Source organism: Streptomyces sp. NPDC058231, assembly GCF_042882275.1.
Classification (GTDB): Bacteria; Actinomycetota; Actinomycetes; order Streptomycetales; family Streptomycetaceae; genus Streptomyces.
Map to the genome: position 1 here is coordinate 1 of NZ_JBHVWN010000185.1, position 1198 is coordinate 1198.

Annotated in this window: 1 protein-coding gene and 1 pseudogene; both read left to right on the top strand. The window is 68.9% G+C overall.

Translation table 11 applies throughout. The features are described from left to right. A pseudogene (locus ACFVXE_RS39170) lies at positions 1 to 150 on the top strand (electron transfer flavoprotein subunit beta); the annotation flags it as partial. 81 nt (positions 151 to 231) lie between these two features. Further along, positions 232 to 1194, top strand: a complete 963-nt coding sequence (locus ACFVXE_RS39175) for an electron transfer flavoprotein subunit alpha/FixB family protein (RefSeq protein ID WP_389678591.1) — start codon at positions 232 to 234, stop codon at positions 1192 to 1194. The last annotated feature ends 4 nt before the right edge of the window (positions 1195 to 1198 follow it).

The window sequence follows — 1198 nt, forward strand, 5'->3', positions numbered from 1 at the left end:
GGCGCGGACGAGGTGGGTCTGGCGGGTGCGTGGACCGTGGTCGATTCGGCGGCGGCGCGTCCGGCGCGTACGGCGGGCACGATCGTCAAGGACGAGGGTGAGGGCGGTAAGCAGCTCGCCGAGTTCCTCGCGGGTCAGAAGTTCATCTAGGTACTGCGCTGTCCGGTTCTCCGGGCGGGTGGTCGTTGTTGTTGCCCCCTTGGCACTCTCGTTTCGCAGGAGATCATTTCCATGGCTGAAGTTCTTGTTTTTGTCGATCATGTGGACGGTGCGGTCCGCAAGCCCACGCTGGAGCTGCTGACTCTGGCCCGTCGGATCGGTGAGCCGGTCGCGGTGGCGTTGGGTGCGGGTGCCGGGTCGACCGTCGGGGTGCTGGCCGAGCACGGTGCGGTGCGGGTGCTGACGGCTGATGCGCCGGAGTTCGCGGAGTATCTGGTGGTGCCGAAGGTCGATGCGCTGCAGGCGGCGCACGCGGCGGTGTCCCCGGTCGCGGTGCTGGTTCCGTCGTCGGCCGAGGGCAAGGAGATCGCGGCGCGTCTCGCGGTCCGGATCGGGTCCGGGGTCATCACGGACGCTGTTGATCTGGAGGCGGGTGAGTCGGGTCCGGTGGCCACGCAGTCCGCGTTCGCGGCGTCGTTCACCACGAAGTCCCGGATCACGCGGGGTACGCCGGTCATCACGGTCAAGCCGAACTCGGCGGCCGTGGAGGCGGCTCCGGCCGCGGGTGCGGTGGAGGAGCTGGTGGTGGTGTTCTCCGCGCAGGCGACCGGGACGAAGGTTCTCTCCCGTACGCCGCGGGAGTCGACCGGTCGTCCGGAGCTGACCGAGGCGGCGATCGTGGTCTCCGGTGGCCGTGGTGTCAACGGTGCGGAGAACTTCCATCTGATCGAGGCGCTCGCCGACTCCCTGGGTGCGGCCGTGGGTGCCTCGCGTGCCGCGGTCGACGCGGGCTGGTACCCGCACTCCAACCAGGTCGGCCAGACCGGTAAGTCCGTCTCCCCGCAGCTGTACATCGCCTCGGGTATCTCCGGCGCGATCCAGCACCGGGCCGGGATGCAGACCTCGAAGACCATCGTCGCGATCAACAAGGACGCCGAGGCCCCGATCTTCGACCTCGTCGACTACGGCATCGTCGGCGACCTCTTCCAGGTCGTCCCCCAGCTCACCGACGAGGTCAAGACCCGCAAGGGCTGACCCG

Bases quoted from the DNA above. Each gene is read 5' to 3' on its own strand.
- ACFVXE_RS39175 (WP_389678591.1), top strand. From the start codon at position 232: ATGGCTGAAGTTCTTGTTTTTGTCGATCATGTGGACGGTGCGGTCCGC.